This window comes from Aestuariivirga sp. (assembly GCF_037139295.1).
Classification (GTDB): domain Bacteria; phylum Pseudomonadota; class Alphaproteobacteria; order Rhizobiales; family Aestuariivirgaceae; genus Aestuariivirga.
The window spans coordinates 59,780-66,232 of record NZ_JBAXGR010000010.1 but is presented as its reverse complement, the minus strand read 5'-3'; the positions used below and the strand labels follow the sequence as shown (position 1 = coordinate 66,232).

4 protein-coding genes are annotated in these 6,453 nt (G+C 63.7%); all 4 read left to right on the top strand.

Features of this window, described 5'->3' with window-relative positions; genetic code table 11:
- Nucleotides 1–4: 4 nt before the first annotated feature.
- The 4 genes from WCJ41_RS05300 (at nt 5) to WCJ41_RS05285 (ending at nt 6,381) form a co-directional block, all read left to right on the top strand.
- The gene (locus WCJ41_RS05300) at nt 5–805 is read left to right on the top strand and encodes a transporter (RefSeq protein WP_336904797.1); all 801 of its coding nucleotides are present in this window, start codon (nt 5–7) and stop codon (nt 803–805) included.
- Between the two features lie 144 nt (nt 806–949).
- Nucleotides 950–1,870: a class II glutamine amidotransferase gene (locus tag WCJ41_RS05295; RefSeq protein WP_336904793.1), complete on the top strand. Its 921-nt coding sequence runs from the start codon at nt 950–952 to the stop codon at nt 1,868–1,870.
- Complete coding sequence (locus WCJ41_RS05290; protein ID WP_336904792.1) at nt 1,846–3,801, top strand: glutamate synthase-related protein; 1,956 nt, start codon at nt 1,846–1,848, stop codon at nt 3,799–3,801. Before WCJ41_RS05295 ends, WCJ41_RS05290 begins: the two co-directional genes overlap by 25 nt.
- Before the next feature lie 27 nt (nt 3,802–3,828).
- Nucleotides 3,829–6,381, top strand: coding sequence for an FAD-dependent oxidoreductase (locus tag WCJ41_RS05285; protein WP_336904791.1), 2,553 nt, complete (start codon nt 3,829–3,831; stop codon nt 6,379–6,381).
- Nucleotides 6,382–6,453 lie beyond the last annotated feature (72 nt).

Here is a 6,453-nt window from a genome sequence, read left to right as displayed (position 1 = left end):
ATATTTGTTTGCGGCTGCTTTCGCGGTTGTTGCCGCTATCGGGGCGTGCCCCGCGTTTGCGGATGAAACCGAGAACCTCGCAAAGCAACTGTCCAATCCGATTGCCGACCTCATCAGCGTGCCCTTCCAGGGCAACTACAATCAGGGCATCGGTCCGGCGGGCGACGGAAGCCAGACCTTGGTCAATTTTCAACCGGTCATCCCGATCAAGCTCAATGACGACTGGAACGTGATCTCGCGCACCATTCTGCCGATCACCAGCCAGACCCACATTTTCCCCGGTGCCGGCTCGCAGTTTGGCCTCGGCAATACCCTGCAGAGCCTGTTCTTCTCTCCGGCCAGACCGATGAATGGCATCATCTGGGGCGCCGGCCCCGTCATGTTGCTGCCCACCGCCACGGATGACCTTCTCGGTCTCGACAAGTGGGGGGCGGGCCCCACAGGCGTCGCCCTGTGGCAGGGCGGGCCGTGGACAGTCGGCATACTCGCCAACCAGATATGGTCCTTCGCCGGCAATCCGGACGAGCCGGACATCAACCAGGCCTTTTTCCAGCCCTTCGTCGCCTATACAACGCCGGATGCTTGGACCTTCTCGTTCAACACGGAATCCACCTATAACTGGAATACCGAGCAGTGGGCTGTCCCCTTCAACGCCGTGGTCGCCAAACTGGTCACCATCGACAGGCAGCCCATCAGTTTCTTCGTGGGCGCCCGCTATTGGGCGATTTCTCCGGACGAGACGGGCCCGTCAGGCTGGGGCGCCCGCTTTGGCATGACCTTCCTGTTCCCGACGCGGGGAGGGTGACGACCCGGCGGTCGTTGCCTGAAATTTGACCGGGAAAACTCTTTCATTGGGGGAAAAAAAGTTGCCTCCGGTATTGCAGAGTCGCAGCCAGTTGCCTTAGGGTGCGGAATCAACTGTGTTCTGAACGAAGACGGAGCCCCCGCCATGTGTGGAATCGCTGGAATTCTCTACAAGAGTAGCGCTGCTGCGGATTCAGGCGTCGGCAAGGCGCTGATCGACATGCTCGACGCCTGCCAGCACCGCGGACCCGATTCCACGGGCTTCTCGCTGTACCGTGACCCGGTGCCGGGCCACCTGCGGTTGCGCTTCATCGTCGGCGATGGCGAGGTGGCGGCGAAGGCCATCGAGCGCGTGAAGACCAAGCTCACCGAGTTTCAGGCCAAGATCGTGGAAGAGGAGCAGCGCGGCTCGTCCTTCGCGGTGCTCGTCAAATTCGACGGCGACCTGCAGAAATTCGCCTTCGAGATGGAGCATGCCGCCAAGCTTTCCTCGATCGGCGAGAGCCTTGACATCATCAAGGACCTGGGCGGCGCCCATGACGTCGACAATGTCTACAAGATCGAGAACTTCAAGGGCACGCATGGTATCGGCCACGTGCGCCTGGCCACCGAGTCGGACGTGGCGCCGGAAGCCACCCACCCGTTCTGGGCCACCGGCTTCTCCGACATCTCGATCGTCCACAACGGCCAGATCACCAATTACTACAAGATGCGCCGGAGGCTGGAGAAGCGCGGTTACTTCTTCAACACCGACAATGACAGCGAGCTGATCGCCGTCTACCTCGCCGACAAGCTGAAGCACGGCTTCAGCCTGAAGGACGCGCTGAAGACCTCGATCGAAGACCTCGACGGCACCTTCTCCTTCCTCGTCTCGACCAAGGACGAGATCGGCTATGCCAAGGACAAGCTCGCGGCCAAGCCGATGGTCAAGTACGAAGACGACAAGATCATCGCCATTGCCTCCGAGGAAGTGTCGCTGAACCGCCTCTTCCCCGGCCGCGCCCTCAACACATCTGAACCCGCTCCCGGAACCTACGACACATGGCAACGATCGATCTCAGCGTAACGACCGTCCGCGAAGCCAACGAACTGCTGCGCAAATATGGCGCAGACGGCATCGACGTCGAGGTGCTGAACCCTGACGCGCGCCACCACATCGGTGTTGGCCTCACGCATCCGATCAACGTGCATATCAAGGGTTCTGCGGGTTATTTCTGCGGCGGCCTGACGGATGGCCCGCGCTTCCACGTCGATAACAATGTCGGCTGGGGTGTTGGCGACAACATGCTCAACGGCTCGATCGTGGTGGACGGCAATGCCTCCGCCATTCCGGGCGTTGCCATTCGCGGCGCCGAAATCGTGGTCAAGGGCAACATCGGCTCGCGCGCGGGCCAGGTGATGAAGGCCGGTACACTGCTCACCTGCGGCAATGCCAGCTTCATGGCTGGCTACATGATGTATGGCGGCCGTCTGGTCATCCTCGGCAACTCGGGCGAGAAGGTCGGTCAGGACATGACTGGCGGCGACATCTATGTCGCAGGCTCGATCGGCGAGATGGGCACCGACGCGATGCTCATCGACCTGCCCCAGAAGGAACGCGACGATATCCTCGCCTTCCTCGACAAGTACAAGATCCCCTTCACCGGCACCTTCCAGAAGATCGTCAACGCCGGCAAGAAGCTGCGCTACCCCAAGACCGAGCCGCGCCGCCGCGCCATTCCCTTCTTCGAGAGCTTTGCGGACAATTCCTACTGGAACGCCAAGGTCCAGGAAGACATCCACGTCAAGTCGCAGATCGGCCGCTACCGCATCCGCGGCTATGGCGCCTCGCGACCCATGCCGCACCTTTCCGACATCGCCTTCAAGAAGGACATCCGCATCGGCGCGATGACCGATCCGGACGTGTTGTCCAAGGTCGAGATGAAGACGGAAGTGGGCGGCCGTTCTGGCGCCAGCCCGCTGAAGCTTTCGATGCCGGTGATGATTGCGCCCATGTCCTATGGCGCGCTGTCAAAATCCGCCAAGCTCGCACTCGCCATCGCCTCGCGCCTCTCCGGCATTTCGGAGAACACGGGCGAAGGCGGCATGTCGAAGGAACAGCGCGAAGAGGCCGACCAGCTGATCTACCAGTGCCTCGCCGGCCGCCTCGGCTGGAACATCCACGACATGCAGAAGGCCAATGGCCTCGAGATCTATATCAGCCAGGGTGCGAAGCCGGGCTTGGGCGGCCAGCTGATGGCCAAGAAGGTGACGCCGGAAATCGCCCGCATCCGCGGCATTCCCGCTGGCATCGACCTGCGCTCGCCCTCGCGCCACCCGGACGTGCTGGGCGCTGACGACCTCGTCATCAAGGTCGAGGAATTCCGCGAGGCCACCGGCTATCGCGTGCCCGTTTCGGTGAAGCTGGGTGCTGGCCGCGTGCGCGACGACATCAAGATCGCGTGGAAGGACGGCTTCGACTTCGTGGAACTCGACGGCATGCAGGGCTCGACGGGCGCTGCCGGCAACGAGGTTCTCGAATTCGTCGGCATCCCGACGCTCTCCGCCATCCAGGAAGCGCGCGATGCGCTCACCGAAGTGGGCGGCCTCGACATGCCCGTCATCCTGATGGGCGGCATCAAGGACGGCATCGACACCATCAAGGCGCTGGCCCTTGGTGCACATGCCGTGGCGATGGGCACGTCCGCCATCATCGCAGGCGGCTGCATCGCCTGCCTGCAGTGCCATGCCGGCACCTGTGTGACGGGCATCGCCACGCAGGACCCCGAGCACGAGAAGCGCTATAATGTTCCGGTCGAAGCCCGCAACATTCACCACTTCCTCGAGTCGGTGCGCTGGCAGATTGCCGCCATCACCCATGCGATGGGCTACAGCAACCCGCATCAGGTGACGCGTGACGACCTCGTGGCGCTGACGCCCGAGGCGGCTGCCATCACGAGGCTTCCCTATCACCCCGAATATCGCGAGCGCGACCAGGGCCTCCTAAAGGCGTCCTGAGACGGCATCCACGTTAGGATCAAGACGATGAGCACGAACGTCATCACCGTGTACGACATCAACCGTGTGCGCCCGCCCAAGGCGCCGGCACGCGATGATGTGCAAGACCCGCACTTCGTGCCCGCCCCCTGCCAGGTGGCGTGCCCGGTCGGCACCGACGCGCCGTCCTACATCGGCTATATCTGGGAAGAGAAGTTCGCCGAGGCCTTCGAGGCCATCACCGCGACCAACCCCTTCTCCTCGATCTGCGGCCGCGTGTGTGATGCGCCCTGCGAGCCCGCCTGCCGCCGCACTGAAAGCGACGGTCCCCTGGCCATCCGCAACCTCAAACGCTACGTGATGGACAAGCTCGGCAACGACCATCATCTGCCGCCGGTGAAGGTCACCCGCAAGGAGACGGTCGGCATCATCGGCGCCGGCCCCGCCGGCCTCACTGCAGCGCAGGACCTCGCCGAAGCGGGCTTCGAAGTGCACATCTACGAAATGATGGACAAGCCCGGCGGCATGATGGTGTGGGGCATTCCCGGTTTCCGCCTGCCGCCCGACATCATCGCCGAGGACATGAAGCGCCTGTTCAAGCACTGCCCGGGCATTCACCTGCATTGCGGCGTGACGCTGGGCAAGGACGTGACGCTGGATGAGTTGAAGCAGCGCCACGCGGCGGTGCTGATCACCATCGGCTCGTGGTGGGGCAAGCCCATGGGCATCCCCGGCGAGACCAGCAAGAACGTGATCGACGGTGTGGGCTTCCTGCGCCGCATCAATGCGGGCGAGCGCCCGACGCTGCCGGAGAAGGTGATCGTTGTTGGCGGCGGCGACGTTGCCATGGACGCCTGCCGCGCTGCACTGCGCATGCCGGGCGTCAAGGAGGTGAAGGTCGTCTACCGCCGCGGACCGAAAGAAATTCCGGCCCGCAAGGAAGAGCTTCACCAGGCCATCCTCGAGAACATCGAGATCATCTACAACACCCAGCCCGTGGAAGTGATCGACAGGAACGGTGCCATCGCCCTGCTCTGCGTTGAGACGCGCATGGGCCAGCCCGGCCCCGATGGCCGGAGGAAGCCCGAGACGGTTACCGGCTCCGAGCGCGACATCGACTGCGGCATGGTGATCATGGCCGTGGGCCAGAAGGCCGAATCCGCCGAACTCGATACACACGGCCTGATGGCAGGCGACCGCGTGAAGACCGACTGGAACTCCATGCGCACCGAGGACCCGAAGGTGTTCGCCGCAGGCGACGGCGCCTTTGGCGGCTCCACCATCGTGATGGCCATGATGCACGGCCACCGCGCCGCGCATTACGTGAAGTCGTTCCTCGACGGCATCGCCGAGCCGCTGCCCTACCGCACGCCCTATCGCACCCGCCGTGTTCCGGCCGCGCAGGACATCAACTGGGAAGTCTTCCCGCGCCGCGACCAGGCGTTCAACGGTCTGGGCGCCAATCCTTCCGCCTTCCCCGAGATCGAGACCACCTACAACGACGTGACGGCCAAGGAAGAGGCCGCGCGCTGCTATCGCTGCGATGCCGAGACGGGATCTTCGGACTACTCGGTGAAGACGCGCGAGGACATCTTCGTAATGGCCCGCACGCCGGTGACGGACATTCGCACGCAGGCGGCAATCCTCGAGAAGCGGCTGAAGCCCAAGGCCAACCCCTTCCCCGAGAACCACCATGCGTCCTTCGACGACCTGGTGCTGCTGCCCGCCAACCTGTCGCGCCTCGTGATCGACCCCTATCGCGATGCCTGCAACACGGCGACCGACATTGCAGGTTCGGTGAAGCTTGAGATTCCGGTGATTGCCGCCGGCATCGACGGGCTTCCGGCAGAAGCGCGCGCCGGCCTCGGCCAGGCACTGGCCACCGTCGGCTCTGCCTATCTCACGCGCGAGCCGCTGCCGCACAGCAAGGCGCCGTGGCTGCAGCTGCTCGAGCCGGGCGACACGCCCAACCCGGGTGCCGTGGGCCAGGTCTATGTTCAGCCCAAGGGCTTCCACGCCTTCAAGATTGTCAAGCAGCCGGGCATGATCACCGGCCTCGTGGCCCGCTCGGAAGACCTCGAGAAGGCCATTCCCTTTGCGCTCGAGCATGACCTCGACGTGATGCTGCTCGACGGTTCGTCCGGCATCGCGGCTGAATGGCCAGAGCTCAAGTCCTACCCCGACTTCAGCGTGTTGCGCGATGCCATGCGCATCGTCCGCAAAATGAACCGCGAGGAAGACATCGACTTCGTCTACTTCGGCGGCGTGCGCTCGGGCACCGACGTGGCCAAGCTCATTGGCCTTGGTGCCAAGGCAGGCGCCATCGGCCTGACGGTGGCCATGGCATTGGGCGGCGAGATGAGCCCAAGCGGCATCGCCTTCTTCGGCGACCGCACGGAAGCCGAGCGCGCCGATGGCGCGGCCTCGATCATTAACGCCATGTCGGCGGAAGCCTCGATCATGGCGCGCTGCACCGGCAAGACCGACGTGCGCAACATCGAGCCTGAGGACCTGCGTTCGATCACGCTGGCAAGCTCCAAGGCCTTCGGCATTCCGCTGGCCGGCCAGAAGCGCGGCACGGTGATCGAAGCGGCGGAGTGAACTCCGCCTCCATCTGCCCTCACTGAAGATACAGCTATCCCGATCCCGCCCGCCGTGGCAGGATCGGGATAG

What these genes read in the sequence shown, in the direction of transcription:
- WCJ41_RS05295 (WP_336904793.1), top strand. Translation starts at nt 950, where the DNA reads ATGTGTGGAATCGCTGGAATTCTCTACAAGAGTAGCGCTGCTGCGGAT.
- WCJ41_RS05290 (WP_336904792.1), top strand. Translation starts at nt 1,846, where the DNA reads ATGGCAACGATCGATCTCAGCGTAACGACCGTCCGCGAAGCCAACGAA.
- WCJ41_RS05285 (WP_336904791.1), top strand. Translation starts at nt 3,829, where the DNA reads ATGAGCACGAACGTCATCACCGTGTACGACATCAACCGTGTGCGCCCG.